Origin of the sequence: Enterobacter cloacae complex sp. IR5422 (assembly GCF_049238165.1) — a bacterium.
GTDB classification, from domain to species: Bacteria; Pseudomonadota; Gammaproteobacteria; order Enterobacterales; family Enterobacteriaceae; genus Enterobacter; species Enterobacter roggenkampii.
Window position 1 is genome coordinate 183,036 of record NZ_JBMKHT010000001.1, and the last position, 16,182, is coordinate 199,217.

Below are 16,182 nucleotides of genomic sequence, written 5' to 3' on the forward strand. Positions count from 1 at the left end.
CCTATTTTTTTTTATTCATTTTGGCTTTTAAATTGCCCTTTAAACAACATCTCAGCGATTTTAAACGGCACTCTTTGTATTATTTTGTTACAAACCCTCTTCGGTCGATGAATATTCAGACGTTTTTTCCTCTTCCTTTGACAGCTTACGCGATAACCACTGCGCTTACCGCTCGCCTGAGTGAATCTGGCGCTGTCATCCCCTGAGAATCTGTCATAAAATGCTGCCCGCGTCGCAAACTGACACTTTATATTTATCTGCGATGATATTGAGTGAGCCTTAACGCTAGTGTGCATATTCGGTTTTTTTCTTACAAATATTCATAACGTTAATTTTGCCTCGCCAGTTGTGCAGTTATTAACCAGGACTGTTTATCTCTGTAAATAGAAGGCTTTCGAGTCCTTATGCCGAGAGTCCTGGCTTGACAAGCTTTTCCCTCGCTCCGTAAACTCCTTTAGGTGGGAATTTGTGGGTTAAAGTGGTGAGGAGGGGTGAGACTGGCATGTTCCGTGGAGCTACGTTAGTCAATCTCGACAGTAAAGGGCGTTTATCGGTACCAACCCGATACCGCGACCAGCTGATTGAGAACGCTGCGGGTCAAATGGTTTGCACCATTGACATTAACTCCCCCTGCCTGCTGCTTTACCCCCTGCCTGAATGGGAAATTATTGAGCAAAAGCTGTCGCGACTGTCGAGCATGAACCCGCAGGAACGCCGCGTGCAGCGGTTGTTATTGGGACATGCCAGTGAATGTCAGATGGATAACGCAGGACGATTACTGATTGCCCCTGTGTTACGGCAACATGCCGGTCTGACCAAAGAAGTGATGCTGGTCGGGCAGTTCAACAAATTTGAACTGTGGGATGAAACGACCTGGTATCAACAGGTCAAGGAAGATATCGACGCTGAGCAGTCTGATTCCGCGACATTATCGGAACGGCTGCAGGACTTGTCTCTATAAATATGATGGAAAATTATAAACATAAAACGGTGTTACTGGACGAGGCCGTTAACGGCCTGAATATTCGTCCGGATGGCATCTACATTGATGGCACTTTTGGTCGCGGTGGTCACTCGCGTTTGATCCTCTCCCAACTGGGTGAGGAGGGGCGTCTGCTGGCAATCGATCGCGATCCGCAGGCAATTGCCGTTGCACAGACTATCAATGACCCACGCTTTTCCATCGTGCATGGACCCTTTTCTGCGCTCGCGGACTATGTGGCTGAGCGCGGCCTGACGGGCAAGATCGACGGGATTCTTCTCGATCTTGGCGTCTCTTCACCCCAACTTGATGATGCTGAACGCGGTTTCTCCTTTATGCGCGATGGTCCGCTGGACATGCGTATGGACCCGACTCGCGGCCAGTCTGCCGCCGAGTGGTTACAGACCGCTGATGAAGCGGATATTGCATGGGTCATCAAAACCTTCGGCGAAGAGCGCTTTGGCAAACGTATTGCGCGCGCCATTGTTGAGCGCAATCGCATTGAGCCGATGACCCGCACCAAAGAGTTGGCCGAGGTGATCGCGGCGGCAACGCCGGTGAAGGATAAGCACAAACATCCCGCGACCCGTACCTTCCAGGCGGTTCGCATCTGGGTAAACAGTGAACTGGAGGAAATAGAGCTGGCGCTAAAAAGCTCGCTCGACGTGCTGGCCCCGGGTGGGCGGTTATCCATCATCAGCTTCCATTCGCTGGAAGACCGTATTGTGAAACGCTTTATGCGTGAACAAAGCCGCGGTCCACAGGTACCCGCGGGGCTGCCGATGACGGAAGAACAACTCAGGAAGCTGGGTGGCCGTCAGTTGCGAGCATTAGGCAAGTTGATGCCGGGCGAAGAAGAGGTGGCAGAGAATCCACGCGCCCGTAGTTCAGTGCTGCGTGTTGCAGAGAGGACGAACGCATGATCGGCAGAGTGACAGAGACCCTAAGCAAAGTTAAGGATTCGTTAGGAAGCAACGAGCGCCATGCCTTGCCTGGCGTGATCGGCGACGATCTTTTGCGGTTTGGGAAACTGCCACTCTGTCTGTTCATTTGCATCATTGTCACGGCTGTGACGGTGGTCACCACCGCCCACCACACACGTTTATTGACTGCGCAACGCGAGCAGATGGTACTGGAACGCGATGCGCTGGATATTGAATGGCGAAATCTGATCCTTGAAGAAAACGCGCTCGGCGATCACAGCCGGGTTGAACGGATCGCAACGGAAAAGCTGCAGCTGCAGCATGTTGATCCTTCACAGGAAAATATCGTAGTACAAAAATAAGGGAAAACGCGACGCATGAAAGCAGCGGCAAAAACGCTAAAACCAAAACGTCAGGAAGAACAGGCCAACTTTATCAGTTGGCGTTTTGCGTTGCTTTGCGGCTGCATTTTACTGGCGCTGGGTTTTCTGCTGGGCCGCGTGGCCTGGCTGCAAATCGTCGCCCCTGACATGCTGGTACGTCAGGGCGATATGCGCTCTCTTCGCGTTCAGGAGGTTTCCACGTCCCGCGGGATGATCACCGACCGCTCCGGTCGTCCGCTGGCGGTGAGCGTGCCGGTGAAAGCGATCTGGGCCGATCCGAAAGAGCTGCACGACGCCGGTGGCATTACCCTTGATAACCGCTGGAAAGCCCTGTCTGATGCGCTGAAAATGCCGCTGGATCAGCTGGCTTCCCGCGTTAACGCGAACCCGAAAGGACGTTTTATCTATCTGGCGCGTCAGGTTAACCCTGACATGGCGGACTACATTCGCAAACTGAAGCTGCCGGGTATTCATCTGCGTGAAGAATCCCGCCGTTACTACCCATCCGGCGAAGTAACCGCTCACCTCATTGGCTTTACCAACGTCGACAGCCAGGGGATTGAGGGCGTTGAGAAAAGCTTCGATAAGTGGCTCACCGGCCAGCCGGGCGAGCGAATCGTGCGTAAGGACCGTTACGGGCGCGTCATCGAAGATATCTCTTCCACGGACAGTCAGGCAGCGCATAACCTGGCCCTGAGTATCGACGAGCGCCTGCAGGCGCTGGTCTACCGCGAGTTGAACAACGCGGTGGCGTTCAACAAGGCGGAGTCAGGCAGCGCCGTGCTGGTGGATGTCAGCACCGGTGAAGTGCTGGCGATGGCCAACAGCCCGTCCTACAACCCGAACAACTTTACCGGCACCGCAAAAGATGCCATGCGTAACCGGGCAATTACCGACGTGTTCGAACCCGGCTCCACGGTGAAGCCGATGGTGGTGATGACCGCGCTCCAGCGCGGTATTGTCAATGAAAACACGGTCCTGAACACTGTCCCATACCGTATTAACGGCCACGAGATAAAAGACGTGGCGCGCTACAGCGAATTGACCCTGACCGGGGTGTTACAGAAGTCGAGTAACGTCGGTGTTTCAAAGCTGGCGTTAGCGATGCCGTCCTCAGCGTTAGTAGAGACTTACTCACGTTTTGGACTGGGAAAGGCGACCAATTTGGGGTTGGTCGGAGAACGCAGTGGCTTATATCCTCAAAAACAACGGTGGTCTGACATAGAGAGGGCCACCTTCTCTTTCGGCTATGGGCTAATGGTAACCCCGTTACAGTTAGCACGAGTCTACGCAACGATTGGCAGCTATGGCGTCTATCGCCCGCTGTCGATTACCAAAGTTGATCCACCGGTCCCGGGCGAGCGTATCTTCCCGGAATCTATCGTTCGTACCGTGGTGCACATGATGGAAAGCGTGGCGCTGCCGGGCGGCGGCGGCGTGAAGGCGGCGATTAAAGGCTATCGTATCGCCATTAAAACCGGTACAGCGAAAAAAGTGGGGCCAGACGGCCGCTACATCAACAAATACATTGCCTATACCGCAGGCGTTGCGCCTGCAAGCAATCCGCGTTTTGCGCTGGTGGTCGTGATAAACGATCCACAGGCGGGTAAATACTACGGCGGCGCCGTCTCCGCGCCTGTGTTCGGGGCCATCATGGGCGGCGTGTTACGCACCATGAACATTGAACCGGATGCGCTGGCGACGGGCGAAAAAAGTGAATTTGTAATTAATCAAGGCGAGGGTACAGGTGGCAGATCGTAATTTGCGCGACCTTCTCGCTCCGTGGGTGCCAAATGCACCGGAGCGAGCACTGCGAGAGATGGTACTGGACAGCCGCGTAGCGGCTTCTGGCGATCTTTTTGTGGCGGTGGTCGGTCATCAGGCGGACGGGCGTCGTTATATCCCGCAGGCGATTGCGCAAGGTGTGGCTGCCATTATTGCTGAGGCTAAAGATGAGGCAACCGACGGTGAGATCCGTGAAATGCACGGCGTGCCGGTCATCTATCTCAGCCAGTTAAACGAACGTCTTTCCGCACTGGCGGGACGTTTTTATCACGAACCTTCCGACCAGCTGCGTCTGGTTGGCGTAACGGGTACGAACGGTAAAACCACCACCACGCAGCTGATGGCGCAGTGGGCACAGCTGCTGGGTGAAACCGGTGCGGTGATGGGGACCGTGGGTAACGGTCTGCTGGGCAAAGTGAGCCCGACGGAAAACACCACCGGCTCGGCGGTTGACGTACAGCACGTGCTTGCCGGTCTGGCAGGGCAGGGAGCAACCTTTGCCGCGATGGAGGTCTCTTCGCACGGTCTGGTACAGCACCGCGTCGCGGCGCTGAAATTTGCTGCATCCGTGTTTACCAACCTGAGCCGCGACCATCTTGATTATCATGGCGATATGGAGCACTACGAAGCCGCGAAATGGCTGCTGTTCTCTACTCACCATTACGGTCAGGCCATCATCAACGCCGACGATGAAGTGGGCCGCCGCTGGCTGGCGAAGCTGCCGGATGCGGTTGCCGTCTCGATGGAAGACCATATCAATCCGAACTGCCACGGCCGCTGGCTGAAGGCGGTTGAGGTGAATTATCACGACAGCGGGGCGACCATCCGCTTTGCCTCTTCCTGGGGTGAAGGCGAAATTGAAAGCCGCCTGATGGGGGCGTTTAACGTCAGCAACCTGCTGCTGGCCCTGGCAACGCTGCTGGCGCTGGGTTACCCGATGGCTGAACTGCTGAAAACCGCCGCGCGACTGCAGCCGGTTTGTGGCCGTATGGAAGTATTTAGCGCGCCGGGTAAGCCGACCGTTGTGGTTGATTATGCCCACACGCCGGATGCGCTGGAAAAAGCGCTGGAAGCGGCGCGCCTGCACTGTACCGGTAAGCTCTGGTGCGTGTTTGGCTGCGGCGGCGATCGCGACAAAGGCAAACGCCCGCTAATGGGGGCGATTGCGGAACAGTTCGCGGATATTCCGGTTGTCACCGATGACAACCCGCGTACCGAAGAGCCGCGCGCCATCATTAATGACATTCTGGCGGGTATGCTGGACGCAGGTCGCGCGCGCGTCGTGGAAGGCCGGGCGGAAGCCGTGACGAACGCCATCATGCAGGCACAGGAGAATGATGTTGTTCTGCTGGCGGGCAAAGGCCATGAAGATTATCAGATCGTTGGCAATCGCCGTCTGGACTACTCGGATCGCGTAACGGCAGCTCGCCTGCTGGGAGTTGTCGCATGATTAGCCTCTCCTTAAGCCAGGCCGCAGAAGTACTGCACGGCGACCTGCACGGGCAAGACCTGACCATCGATGCCGTGACGACGGACACCCGTAAAGTCACCGCAGGCTGTCTGTTTGTGGCGCTGAAAGGCGAGCGTTTTGACGCGCATGATTTTGCCGAGCAGGCCAAAGAGAACGGCGCCGGTGCGCTGCTGGTCAGCCGCAAGCTTGATATCGATCTGCCGCAGGTTGTGGTGAAAGATACGCGTCTCGCGTTCGGTGAGCTGGCTGCCTGGGTTCGTCAGCAGGTGCCGGCTCGCGTCGTCGCGCTGACAGGGTCATCAGGCAAAACGTCAGTGAAAGAGATGACGGCGGCGATCCTCAGCCAGTGCGGCAATACGCTTTTTACCGCGGGCAACCTCAATAATGACATCGGCGTGCCGATGACATTGCTTCGCCTGACCAAAGAGCATGACTATGCGGTGATCGAGTTAGGCGCAAACCACCAGGGTGAAATCGCCTGGACCGTAAGCCTGACTCGCCCGGAAGCGGCGCTGGTGAATAACCTCGCGGCTGCGCACCTGGAAGGCTTTGGCTCGCTGGAAGGCGTGGCGAAAGCGAAAGGCGAGATTTACACCGGCCTGCCGGATAACGGTATCGCCATTCTGAACGCCGACAACAACGACTGGCTGAACTGGCAGAGCATCATTGGTGCGCGTAAAACCTGGCGCTTCTCCCCAAATGCGGCCAACAGTGATTTTACGGCGACCAATATCCATGTGACGTCGCACGGCACCGAGTTCACCCTCACGACCCCAACGGGTGGCGTGGAGGTGCTGCTGCCGCTGCCGGGTCGCCATAACATCGCCAATGCCCTTGCGGCGGCGGCGCTGGCAACGGCGGTGGGCGCTTCACATGAGGCAATCAAAGCCGGGCTGGCGAACCTGAAAGCCGTGCCGGGACGCCTGTTCCCGATTCAGCTTTCGGAAAACAAGCTGCTGCTGGATGATTCCTACAACGCGAACGTTGGCTCGATGACGGCGGCGGTGCAGGTGTTATCTGAAATGCCGGGCTACCGCATCATGGTGGTTGGCGACATGGCAGAACTGGGCGACGAAAGCGAAGCCTGTCATACCCAGGTCGGTGAAGCGGCGAAAGCGGCGGGGCTGGACTGTGTACTGAGCACAGGAAAACTGAGCCAGGCGATTAGCCAGGCCAGCGGCGTTGGCGAGCATTTTGCCGATAAAGCCGCGATGATTGAGCGCCTTAAGGCATTAATGACAGAAAAACAAATTGTGACAGTGTTAGTGAAAGGTTCACGTAGTGCCGCCATGGAAGAGGTTGTGCACGCATTACAGGAGAACGGGACATGTTAGTTTGGCTGGCCGAACATTTGGTCAAATATTACTCAGGCTTTAACGTCTTTTCATATCTGACGTTTCGCGCCATCGTCAGCCTGCTGACTGCGCTGTTCATCTCGTTGTGGATGGGCCCGCGCATGATTGCCCGTCTGCAAAAGCTCTCTTTCGGCCAGGTTGTGCGTAACGACGGCCCGGAATCGCACTTCAGCAAGCGCGGTACGCCAACCATGGGCGGGATCATGATCCTGACTGCCATCGTCGTTTCCGTGCTGTTGTGGGCGTACCCGTCCAACCCGTACGTCTGGTGTGTGCTGACGGTACTGGTGGGTTACGGGATCATCGGTTTTGTTGATGATTACCGCAAAGTCGTCCGCAAAGATACCAAAGGCCTGATTGCCCGCTGGAAGTATTTCTGGATGTCGGTGATCGCGCTGGGCGTGGCCTTCGCGCTGTATCTTGCCGGGAAAGACACGCCAGCGACCGAGCTGGTCGTGCCGTTCTTTAAAGACGTAATGCCGCAACTGGGTCTGTTCTACATTCTGCTGGCGTACTTTGTGATTGTTGGCACCGGTAACGCCGTTAACCTGACCGACGGTCTGGATGGCCTGGCAATCATGCCTACCGTCTTCGTGGCGGCCGGTTTTGCGCTGGTGGCGTGGGCGACCGGTAACATGAACTTTGCGAACTACCTGCACATCCCTTATCTGCGTCATGCGGGTGAACTGGTGATCGTCTGTACGGCGATTGTCGGCGCGGGTCTTGGCTTCCTGTGGTTCAACACCTATCCGGCTCAGGTCTTTATGGGTGACGTCGGTTCACTGGCTTTGGGCGGCGCGCTGGGCATTATTGCCGTGCTGCTGCGCCAGGAGTTCCTGCTGGTGATCATGGGCGGCGTGTTTGTGGTTGAGACGCTGTCGGTGATTTTGCAGGTCGGCTCCTTCAAGCTGCGCGGTCAGCGCATCTTCCGTATGGCGCCGATTCACCACCACTATGAACTGAAAGGCTGGCCGGAGCCGCGCGTCATTGTGCGCTTCTGGATTATTTCGCTGATGCTGGTGCTGATTGGCCTGGCAACGCTGAAGGTACGTTAATCATGGCAGATTACCAGGGCAAAAAAGTCGTTATCATCGGGTTGGGCCTCACGGGGCTCTCCTGCGTGGACTTTTTCCTCGCGCGTGGCGTGACGCCGCGCGTGATGGATACGCGTGTCTCTCCGCCGGGTCTGGACAAGCTGCCGGAACAGGTTGAACGCCACCTTGGTGGTCTGAATGATGACTGGCTGCTGGCAGCCGATCTGATTGTCGCCAGCCCGGGTATGGCGCTGGCGCATCCTTCCCTGAGCGCTGCCGCAGATGCGGGCGTTGAGATTGTTGGCGATATCGAGCTGTTCTGCCGCGAAGCGCAGGCTCCCGTTATCGCGATTACCGGTTCTAACGGTAAAAGCACCGTCACCACCCTGGTGGGGGAAATGGCGAAAGCGGCGGGCATGAACGTCGGCGTTGGCGGTAACATTGGTTTGCCTGCTCTGATGCTGCTGGATAAAGGCTGTGAACTGTATGTTCTCGAGCTTTCCAGCTTCCAGCTGGAAACGACCTCCAGCCTGCATGCTGCCGCTGCGACGATCCTCAACGTGACTGAAGATCACATGGACAGATATCCCTTTGGTCTGCAGCAGTACCGTGCCGCCAAGCTGCGCGTTTATGAGAATGCCAAAGTCTGCGTGGTGAACGCCGATGACGCGCTGACCATGCCGGTGCGTGGCGCAGACGACCGCTGCATTAGTTTTGGCATCACCATGGGTGATTATCATCTGAACCGCCAGCTGGGTGAAACCTGGCTGCGCGTGAAAGGTGAGAAAGTGCTGAACGTGAAAGAGATGAAGCTCTCTGGGCAGCACAACTATACCAATGCGCTGGCGGCGCTGGCGCTGGCGGACGCAGTGGGGCTGCCGCGCTCCTCAAGCCTGAAAGCATTAACCACGTTTTCCGGCCTGGCACACCGTTTCCAGCTGGCGCTGGAGCACAACGGCGTGCGCTGGATCAACGACTCCAAAGCCACCAACGTGGGCAGTACGGAGGCCGCGCTGAACGGGCTGCACGTTGACGGTACCCTGCATCTGCTGCTGGGTGGCGACGGTAAGTCAGCTGATTTCTCGTCCCTGAAGCCGTATCTCTCCGGCGATAACATCCGTCTCTACTGCTTCGGCCGTGACGGCAGCGAGCTGGCTGAACTGCGCCCTGATGTCGCCGAGCAAACCGAAACCATGGAACAGGCGATGCGGCTGATTGCCCCTCGCGTGAAGCCGGGTGATATGGTGCTGCTCTCTCCGGCCTGTGCCAGTCTCGATCAATTCAAGAATTTCGAACAGCGTGGTGATGTCTTTACCCGCCTGGCGAAGGAGTTAGGCTGATGCGTTTATCTCTCCCTCGCCTGAAAATGCCGCGCCTGCCAGGATTTGGGATCCTGGTGTGGTTGTTTGCGGCGCTTAAAGGCTGGGTGATGGGCTCTCGTCAAAAAGATAACGACAGCCTGATCATGTACGACCGCACGCTGTTCTGGCTCACAATGGGGCTCGCGGCGGTCGGCTTTATTATGGTGACGTCAGCGTCAATGCCCGTCGGGCAGCGTCTGGCGAACGATCCTTTCCTGTTTGCCAAACGTGATGGTCTGTACATCATCCTGGCATTCTGCCTGGCGCTGGTGACCTTGCGTCTACCGATGGAGTTCTGGCAGCGGCACAGTACGGCGATGCTGATCGCCTCGATCATTATGCTGCTGATCGTTCTGGTGGTGGGGAGTTCCGTAAACGGGGCATCACGCTGGATCGCCTTTGGTCCGCTGCGTATTCAGCCTGCGGAATTTACCAAGCTCTCCCTGTTCTGCTACCTGGCGAACTACCTGGTGCGTAAAGTAGATGAAGTGCGTAACAACCTGCGCGGCTTCTTAAAACCGATGGGCGTGATTCTGGTGCTGGCGGTCTTACTGCTGGCGCAGCCTGACCTCGGTACCGTGGTGGTACTGTTTGTGACCACGCTGGCCATGCTGTTCCTGGCGGGCGCGAAGCTGTGGCAGTTCATCGCCATCATTGGGATGGGGATTTCAGCGGTTGTGCTGCTGATCCTCGCCGAGCCTTACCGTATTCGCCGCGTGACCTCTTTCTGGAACCCGTGGGAAGACCCGTTCGGCAGCGGTTATCAGCTGACGCAGTCACTCATGGCCTTTGGTCGTGGTGAGCTCTGGGGGCAGGGGCTGGGTAACTCGGTACAGAAACTGGAGTATTTACCGGAAGCGCATACTGACTTCATCTTCTCCATTATTGCGGAAGAACTGGGTTATATCGGTGTGGTATTAGCGCTATTAATGGTATTCTTCGTCGCTTTCCGCGCCATGTCCATCGGCCGGAAAGCGCTGGAGATCGATCACCGTTTCTCAGGCTTCCTGGCCTGCTCAATTGGTATCTGGTTTAGTTTCCAGGCATTGGTTAACGTCGGGGCCGCAGCGGGTATGCTGCCGACCAAAGGCCTGACGTTGCCGTTGATCAGTTATGGTGGTTCCAGTCTGTTGATTATGTCGACGGCCATCATGCTGTTGTTGCGCATAGATTATGAAACGCGTCTGGAAAAAGCCCAGGCGTTTACACGAGGTTCACGATGAATCAACCGAAGCGGTTAATGGTGATGGCAGGCGGTACCGGCGGACACGTGTTCCCGGGACTGGCGGTTGCGCACCATTTAATGGATCAGGGCTGGCAGGTACGCTGGCTGGGAACCGCAGACCGCATGGAGGCCGACCTGGTACCGAAACACGGTATTGAGATCGACTTTATTCGTATTTCCGGCCTGCGCGGCAAAGGCCTCAAGGCAATGCTGCTGGCTCCGGTGCGCATTTTTAACGCCTGGCGTCAGGCGCGCACCATTATGAAGCGCTTTAAGCCCGATGTGGTGCTGGGCATGGGCGGCTATGTCTCGGGGCCGGGCGGGCTGGCAGCGTGGTCGTTAGGTATTCCCGTCGTGCTGCATGAGCAGAACGGTATTGCCGGTCTGACCAACAAATGGCTGGCGAAAATCGCCACCAAAGTTATGCAGGCGTTTCCCGGCGCGTTCCCGAAAGCGGACGTGGTAGGTAACCCGGTCCGTGTGGACGTGCTGGCGCTGCCGTTGCCGGACGCTCGCCTGGCGGGCCGTGAAGGGCCGGTTCGTGTGCTGGTCGTCGGTGGCTCTCAGGGGGCACGCATTTTAAACCAGACGATGCCGCAGGTTGCTGCAAAGCTGGGGGATGCCGTCACCATCTGGCACCAGAGCGGAAAAGGCGCTCAGCAGACCGTTGAGCAGGCTTACGCCGAGGCGGGGCAGCCGCAGCATAACGTGACGGAATTTATCGACGACATGGCGGCAGCGTATGCCTGGGCCGATGTCGTGGTCTGTCGTTCTGGCGCCTTAACGGTAAGCGAAATCGCTGCCGCGGGTCTGCCAGCCCTGTTTGTGCCTTTCCAGCACAAAGACAGACAGCAGTACTGGAATGCCCTGCCGCTTGAGAAAGCCGGTGCGGCGAAAATTTTTGAGCAGCCACAATTTACCGCTGACGCGGTCGCCACCACCCTGGCGGGCTGGAACAGAGACGTATTGCTTGAGATGGCTGAACGCGCGCGCGCGGCGGCTATCCCTGATGCGACGGAACGGGTGGCAAAAGAAGTGAGCCTGGCAGCCCAGGCTTAACCCTCGCAGCGCGTGAAGCGCGGCACGAATTTTAAGTAGTCGATGGCGTTTAGAGAATGAATACACAACAACTGGCAAAACTGCGTTCAATCGTGCCCGAGATGCGTCGCGTCCGGCACATTCACTTTGTTGGCATCGGTGGTGCTGGCATGGGCGGTATTGCCGAAGTGTTAGCTAACGAAGGCTATCAGATCAGCGGGTCTGACCTGGCGCCAAACCCTGTAACGCAGCAGCTGGCGTCGCTTGGGGCGACTATCTATTTCAACCATCGCCCGGAAAACGTGCGCGATGCGAGCGTGGTCGTGGTCTCAAGCGCCATCTCTTCTGACAACCCGGAAATCGTTGCCGCTCACGACGCGCGCATTCCGGTGATCCGCCGTGCAGAAATGCTGGCGGAACTGATGCGCTTCCGCCACGGCATCGCGATTGCCGGGACCCACGGTAAAACCACGACCACGGCGATGGTTTCCAGTATTTATGCAGAAGCGGGTCTCGACCCGACGTTCGTCAACGGCGGCCTGGTCAAAGCCGCGGGCGTACATGCGCGTCTGGGCCACAGTCGTTATCTGATTGCTGAAGCGGACGAGAGCGACGCGTCGTTCCTGCACCTGCAGCCGATGGTGGCGATTGTCACCAACATCGAAGCTGACCATATGGATACCTACCAGGGTGACTTCGAGAACTTAAAGCAGACCTTTATCAACTTCCTGCACAACCTGCCGTTCTACGGGCGCGCGGTGATGTGCGTGGACGATCCGGTGATCCGCGAGTTGCTGCCGCGCGTGGGTCGTCAAATCACCACCTACGGCTTCAGCGAAGACGCTGACGTCCGCGTGGAAGAGTACAAACAGATTGGCGCGCAGGGACACTTCACGCTGGCGCGTCAGGACAAAGAGCTGCTGCACGTGACGCTGAATGCGCCAGGGCGCCATAACGCGCTCAATGCCGCAGCGGCAGTGGCCGTCGCGACGGAAGAAGGCATTGATGATGATGCGATTCTGCGCGCACTGGAAAGCTTCCAGGGCACCGGGCGTCGTTTCGATTTCCTCGGTGAATTTCCGCTGGATCCGGTAAACGGTAAAGCCGGTACGGCGATGCTGGTGGACGACTATGGTCATCATCCGACCGAAGTGGACGCCACCATTAAAGCCGCTCGTGCAGGCTGGCCGGACAAAAATCTGGTGATGGTGTTCCAGCCGCACCGCTTCACGCGTACGCGCGATCTGTATGACGATTTCGCCAGCGTCCTGTCACAGGTAGACACCCTGTTAATGCTGGATGTGTACGCCGCAGGCGAGACGCCGATTCCTGGTGCAGACAGCCGTTCTCTTTGTCGCACCATTCGTGGACGCGGTAAAGTTGACCCTATTCTGGTTTCTGACCCTGCGCAGGTGGCGGAAATTCTGGCACCGGTCCTGACAGGTAACGATCTGATTCTGATTCAGGGCGCGGGAAATATCGGCAAAATCGCCCGTACCTTAGCTGAAATCAAACTGAAGCCGCAAAACCAGGAGGATGAGCATCATGGCTGATAAGATTGCTGTCCTGTCTGGCGGCACCTCCGCCGAGCGCGAGGTTTCCCTGAATTCCGGCGCCGCTGTACTGGCGGGCCTGCGTGAAGGTGGCGTTAATGCGCACCTGGTCGATCCAAAAGAGGTCGACGTGACGCAGTTAAAAGCCATGGGCTTCGATAAAGTCTTTATCGCTTTACACGGTCGTGGCGGCGAAGACGGCACCCTGCAGGGGCTTCTGGATCTGATCGGTCTGCCATACACCGGCAGCGGCGTGATGGCGTCTGCTATCTCTATGGATAAACTGCGCAGCAAGCTGCTGTGGCAGGGCGCAGGTTTACCTGTTGCGCCATGGGTGGCGCTGACGCGTCGCGAATTTGAATTGGGCCTGCCGGATAGCGTTAATGCACGCATTGCTGAACTGGGCTTACCGGTTATTGTAAAGCCCAGTCGGGAAGGCTCCAGCGTGGGAATGTCCAAAGTCGACAAAGCTGACGATTTAGCGTCCGCTTTAGCGCTGGCATTTCAACATGATGATGAAGTTCTGATAGAAAAATGGCTTAGCGGGCCGGAATTTACCGTCGCGATGCTTGGCGAAGAAATTTTACCGTCAATCCGTATCCAACCCGCCGGAGTCTTCTATGATTATGAGGCGAAGTATCTCTCTGATGAGACGCAATATTTCTGCCCAAGTGGTCTTGAAGCTGAGCGTGAAGCCGATTTACAGTCCCTGGTGCTTAAAGCCTGGCATGTTCTGGGTTGCCAGGGCTGGGGACGCATCGACGTGATGCAGGACCGGGATGGACAATTTTATCTGCTGGAAGCCAACACCTCTCCGGGTATGACGAGCCACAGCCTTGTGCCGATGGCTGCGCGTCAGGCGGGGATGAGCTTCTCGCAGTTAGTCGTACGCATTCTGGACCAGGCGGGCTGATATGTCTCAGGCTGCATTGAACACGCGCAACCGCGATGACGAGGAAGAATACACCTCTTCACGCCGCAGTAATGGAACGCGTCTTGCAGGCATCATTTTCCTGCTCGGGGTACTGTGCACCGTGTTTATCAGCGGCTGGATGGTCCTGGGCTGGATGGAAGATGCGCAGCGGTTGCCGCTTTCTAAGCTGGTGGTCACCGGTGAGCGTCACTACACGCGTAACGACGATATTCGCCAGTCAATACTGGCACTGGGCTCGCCTGGCACCTTTATGACGCAGGACGTCAATATTATCCAGAGCCAGATTGAACGTCTGCCATGGATAAAACAGGCGAGCGTAAGAAAGCAATGGCCTGATGAATTGAAGATTCATCTGGTTGAATATGTGCCCATTGCGCGTTGGAATGATCAGCACATGGTTGACGTCGACGGAAATTCCTTCAGCGTCCCGACCGATCGTGTCAACAAGCAGAATTTACCGATGTTGTATGGCCCTGAAGGCAGCGAAAACGAGGTTTTACAGGGTTTTCGTGAAATGGGCCAGGTGCTGGCGAAGGACAGGTTTACGTTAAAAGATGCTGCAATGACGGCGCGCCGCTCCTGGCAGCTTACGTTAACGAACGGCATTAAGCTCAACCTGGGACGCGGGGACACCATGAAGCGTCTGGCGCGTTTTGTCGAACTTTACCCGGTTTTACAGCAGCAGGCACAGACTGACGGCAAACGGATAAGCTACGTTGATTTGCGCTATGACTCAGGCGCAGCAGTCGGTTGGGTACCGGCTCCGGTCGAGGAACCTAATCAGCAACAGAATCAGGCACAGGTACAGGCAGAACAACAATGATCAAGGCGACGGACAGAAAACTGGTAGTTGGACTGGAGATTGGCACCGCGAAGGTTGCCGCTTTAGTAGGGGAAGTTCTGCCCGACGGTATGGTCAATATCATTGGCGTGGGCAGTTGCCCGTCACGTGGTATGGATAAAGGTGGGGTAAACGATCTTGAATCGGTGGTGAAATGCGTCCAGCGCGCCATCGATCAGGCTGAATTGATGGCAGATTGCCAGATTTCTTCTGTCTATCTTGCCCTTTCTGGTAAGCACATTAGCTGCCAGAACGAAATCGGTATGGTGCCGATTTCCGAAGAGGAAGTGACGCAGGAAGACGTTGAAAACGTTGTGCATACGGCGAAGTCCGTGCGTGTTCGCGATGAGCATCGCGTATTGCACGTGATCCCGCAGGAATATGCGATTGACTACCAGGAAGGGATCAAAAACCCGGTTGGTCTGTCAGGCGTTCGTATGCAGGCAAAAGTGCACCTGATCACATGTCACAACGATATGGCGAAGAACATTGTAAAAGCCGTTGAACGTTGTGGCCTGAAAGTTGACCAACTTATTTTCGCTGGTCTGGCGGCAAGTTATTCCGTACTGACCGAAGATGAACGTGAACTGGGTGTCTGTGTGGTCGATATTGGTGGTGGTACAATGGACATGGCCGTGTATACCGGCGGTGCGCTGCGCCACACCAAAGTGATCCCGTACGCAGGGAACGTCGTGACCAGCGATATTGCTTACGCTTTTGGTACGCCACCGAGCGATGCAGAAGCGATTAAAGTGCGCCACGGCTGTGCGCTGGGTTCTATCGTTGGCAAAGATGAGAGCGTTGAAGTGCCTAGCGTCGGTGGTCGTCCACCGCGCAGCCTGCAGCGCCAGACGTTGGCTGAGGTGATTGAGCCGCGCTATACCGAGCTGCTCAACCTGGTCAACGAAGAAATTTTACAGTTACAGGAACAGCTTCGTCAGCAGGGTGTTAAACATCATCTTGCGGCGGGGATTGTATTAACCGGCGGTGCAGCGCAAATTGAAGGTCTTGCGGCCTGTGCGCAGCGCGTCTTCCATACGCAGGTACGTATTGGGGCGCCGCTGAATATCACCGGTTTAACGGATTATGCTCAGGAGCCGTATTATTCAACGGCTGTGGGCCTGCTCCACTACGGGAAGGAATCTCATCTCAGTGGTGAAGCGGAAGTGGAAAAACGCGTCTCAGTGGGGTCGTGGGTCAAACGACTGAACAACTGGTTGCGAAAAGAGTTTTAATTTTTTTAAGAGACCGGAGAGAATTAGCGGTCTCGGGCGACAGGCACAACGGAGAGAGAAAT

Annotated in this window: 14 protein-coding genes; all 14 read left to right on the plus strand. The window is 56.5% G+C overall.

Translation table 11 applies throughout. The annotated features are described in order from the left end of the window. Window positions 1-502: 502 nt before the first annotated feature. From mraZ to ftsA, 14 genes are read left to right on the plus strand one after another with little or no spacing between them, the layout of a single operon-like run. Window positions 503-961, plus strand: coding sequence for a division/cell wall cluster transcriptional repressor MraZ (gene mraZ / locus ACOTXT_RS00860; RefSeq protein WP_021240528.1), 459 nt, complete (start codon window positions 503-505; stop codon window positions 959-961). A 2-nt stretch (window positions 962-963) separates the two neighbouring features. After that, a complete protein-coding gene (rsmH, locus tag ACOTXT_RS00865) occupies window positions 964-1,905 on the plus strand; it encodes a 16S rRNA (cytosine(1402)-N(4))-methyltransferase RsmH (RefSeq protein WP_021240527.1) in 942 nt (313 codons plus the stop codon). Then, complete coding sequence (ftsL, locus tag ACOTXT_RS00870) at window positions 1,902-2,267, plus strand: cell division protein FtsL (protein ID WP_008501989.1); 366 nt, start codon at window positions 1,902-1,904, stop codon at window positions 2,265-2,267. The genes rsmH and ftsL overlap by 4 nt, the downstream gene beginning before the upstream one ends. A gap of 15 nt (window positions 2,268-2,282) precedes the next feature. Beyond that, entirely contained in the window at window positions 2,283-4,049 is a 1,767-nt protein-coding gene (locus ACOTXT_RS00875; RefSeq protein WP_008501988.1) for a peptidoglycan glycosyltransferase FtsI, read from the plus strand. After that, window positions 4,036-5,523, plus strand: coding sequence for a UDP-N-acetylmuramoyl-L-alanyl-D-glutamate--2,6-diaminopimelate ligase (gene murE / locus ACOTXT_RS00880; protein ID WP_023326692.1), 1,488 nt, complete (start codon window positions 4,036-4,038; stop codon window positions 5,521-5,523). Before ACOTXT_RS00875 ends, murE begins: the two co-directional genes overlap by 14 nt. Continuing rightward, on the plus strand, window positions 5,520-6,878 hold the full coding sequence (gene murF / locus ACOTXT_RS00885; protein WP_023345433.1) for a UDP-N-acetylmuramoyl-tripeptide--D-alanyl-D-alanine ligase: 1,359 nt from the start codon (window positions 5,520-5,522) through the stop codon (window positions 6,876-6,878). The genes murE and murF overlap by 4 nt, the downstream gene beginning before the upstream one ends. Further along, complete coding sequence (gene mraY / locus ACOTXT_RS00890; protein ID WP_008501985.1) at window positions 6,872-7,954, plus strand: phospho-N-acetylmuramoyl-pentapeptide-transferase; 1,083 nt, start codon at window positions 6,872-6,874, stop codon at window positions 7,952-7,954. Before murF ends, mraY begins: the two co-directional genes overlap by 7 nt. A 2-nt stretch (window positions 7,955-7,956) precedes the next feature. Continuing rightward, window positions 7,957-9,273, plus strand: coding sequence for a UDP-N-acetylmuramoyl-L-alanine--D-glutamate ligase (gene murD / locus ACOTXT_RS00895; protein ID WP_333164355.1), 1,317 nt, complete (start codon window positions 7,957-7,959; stop codon window positions 9,271-9,273). After that, window positions 9,273-10,517, plus strand: a complete 1,245-nt coding sequence (gene ftsW / locus ACOTXT_RS00900; protein WP_008501983.1) for a cell division protein FtsW — start codon at window positions 9,273-9,275, stop codon at window positions 10,515-10,517. Before murD ends, ftsW begins: the two co-directional genes overlap by 1 nt. Beyond that, a complete protein-coding gene (gene murG / locus ACOTXT_RS00905) occupies window positions 10,514-11,578 on the plus strand; it encodes an undecaprenyldiphospho-muramoylpentapeptide beta-N-acetylglucosaminyltransferase (protein ID WP_021240525.1) in 1,065 nt (354 codons plus the stop codon). The genes ftsW and murG overlap by 4 nt, the downstream gene beginning before the upstream one ends. A 56-nt stretch (window positions 11,579-11,634) precedes the next feature. Further along, the gene (gene murC, locus ACOTXT_RS00910; RefSeq protein WP_023293287.1) at window positions 11,635-13,110 is read left to right on the plus strand and encodes a UDP-N-acetylmuramate--L-alanine ligase; all 1,476 of its coding nucleotides are present in this window, start codon (window positions 11,635-11,637) and stop codon (window positions 13,108-13,110) included. Then, on the plus strand, window positions 13,103-14,023 hold the full coding sequence (locus tag ACOTXT_RS00915) for a D-alanine--D-alanine ligase (protein ID WP_021240523.1): 921 nt from the start codon (window positions 13,103-13,105) through the stop codon (window positions 14,021-14,023). The genes murC and ACOTXT_RS00915 overlap by 8 nt, the downstream gene beginning before the upstream one ends. A gap of 1 nt (window position 14,024) precedes the next feature. After that, window positions 14,025-14,867: a cell division protein FtsQ gene (gene ftsQ / locus ACOTXT_RS00920; protein WP_008501979.1), complete on the plus strand. Its 843-nt coding sequence runs from the start codon at window positions 14,025-14,027 to the stop codon at window positions 14,865-14,867. Then, window positions 14,864-16,120 (plus strand): cell division protein FtsA, encoded by a 1,257-nt coding sequence (gene ftsA / locus ACOTXT_RS00925; RefSeq protein ID WP_006173845.1) that lies wholly within the window; start codon window positions 14,864-14,866, stop codon window positions 16,118-16,120. Before ftsQ ends, ftsA begins: the two co-directional genes overlap by 4 nt. Window positions 16,121-16,182 lie beyond the last annotated feature (62 nt).

What these genes read in the sequence shown, in the direction of transcription:
- mraZ (WP_021240528.1), top strand. Translation starts at nt 503, where the DNA reads ATGTTCCGTGGAGCTACGTTAGTCAATCTCGACAGTAAAGGGCGTTTA.
- rsmH (WP_021240527.1), top strand. Translation starts at nt 964, where the DNA reads ATGATGGAAAATTATAAACATAAAACGGTGTTACTGGACGAGGCCGTT.
- ftsL (WP_008501989.1), top strand. Translation starts at nt 1,902, where the DNA reads ATGATCGGCAGAGTGACAGAGACCCTAAGCAAAGTTAAGGATTCGTTA.
- ACOTXT_RS00875 (WP_008501988.1), top strand. Translation starts at nt 2,283, where the DNA reads ATGAAAGCAGCGGCAAAAACGCTAAAACCAAAACGTCAGGAAGAACAG.
- murF (WP_023345433.1), top strand. Translation starts at nt 5,520, where the DNA reads ATGATTAGCCTCTCCTTAAGCCAGGCCGCAGAAGTACTGCACGGCGAC.
- mraY (WP_008501985.1), top strand. Translation starts at nt 6,872, where the DNA reads ATGTTAGTTTGGCTGGCCGAACATTTGGTCAAATATTACTCAGGCTTT.
- murD (WP_333164355.1), top strand. Translation starts at nt 7,957, where the DNA reads ATGGCAGATTACCAGGGCAAAAAAGTCGTTATCATCGGGTTGGGCCTC.
- ftsW (WP_008501983.1), top strand. Translation starts at nt 9,273, where the DNA reads ATGCGTTTATCTCTCCCTCGCCTGAAAATGCCGCGCCTGCCAGGATTT.
- murG (WP_021240525.1), top strand. Translation starts at nt 10,514, where the DNA reads ATGAATCAACCGAAGCGGTTAATGGTGATGGCAGGCGGTACCGGCGGA.
- murC (WP_023293287.1), top strand. Translation starts at nt 11,635, where the DNA reads ATGAATACACAACAACTGGCAAAACTGCGTTCAATCGTGCCCGAGATG.
- ACOTXT_RS00915 (WP_021240523.1), top strand. Translation starts at nt 13,103, where the DNA reads ATGGCTGATAAGATTGCTGTCCTGTCTGGCGGCACCTCCGCCGAGCGC.
- ftsQ (WP_008501979.1), top strand. Translation starts at nt 14,025, where the DNA reads ATGTCTCAGGCTGCATTGAACACGCGCAACCGCGATGACGAGGAAGAA.
- ftsA (WP_006173845.1), top strand. Translation starts at nt 14,864, where the DNA reads ATGATCAAGGCGACGGACAGAAAACTGGTAGTTGGACTGGAGATTGGC.